Raw genomic sequence first — 430 nt, 5'->3', positions numbered from 1 at the left:
TCGACAACTGGGTGCGTGGCTCGGCCTCGGCGCGTCCGAACAGCCAGCCTTGACCGTAATCCACGCCCGCGGATTTCAGCTCGGCAGCGACCGCGTCGGTCTCGATCATCTCGGCGATGGTCTCCAGCTTCATCGACCGGCACAGATCGACGAACCCGCGGATCAGGCCCTGCGTCATGGGATCGCCCAGCCCCCCGACCAGATCGCCGTCGATCTTGACCGCGTCCACCGCCAGCTTGCGCAGATAGTCGAAGGCGGCGGCGCCGGCCCCGAAATCATCGATGCAGACCTTGATGCCCGCTTCGCGCAGATGGGTCAGGCGGCGATTGGCCGCCTCGATATCGGCCACCGCCGAGGTCTCGGTGACTTCCACGATCAGACGCCGCCGCTCGTCCGGCGCGCCGGCGGTCATCCGCAGCAACTGTTCGAC

At 67.2% G+C, this 430-nt stretch carries 1 protein-coding gene; it reads right to left on the bottom strand.

Annotation, left to right across the window (positions count from 1 at the left end):
* A partial coding sequence (locus tag CVH10_RS17690; protein ID WP_219924765.1) for an EAL domain-containing protein occupies nucleotides 1-412 on the bottom strand: 412 nt, incomplete at its 3' end.
* Nucleotides 413-430: the final 18 nt, after the last annotated feature.

Origin of the sequence: Halomonas sp. ND22Bw, from assembly GCF_003011945.1 — a bacterium.
Classification (GTDB): Bacteria; Pseudomonadota; Gammaproteobacteria; order Pseudomonadales; family Halomonadaceae; genus Halomonas; species Halomonas halophila.
This window is presented reverse-complemented; position numbering and strand designations above follow the sequence as displayed.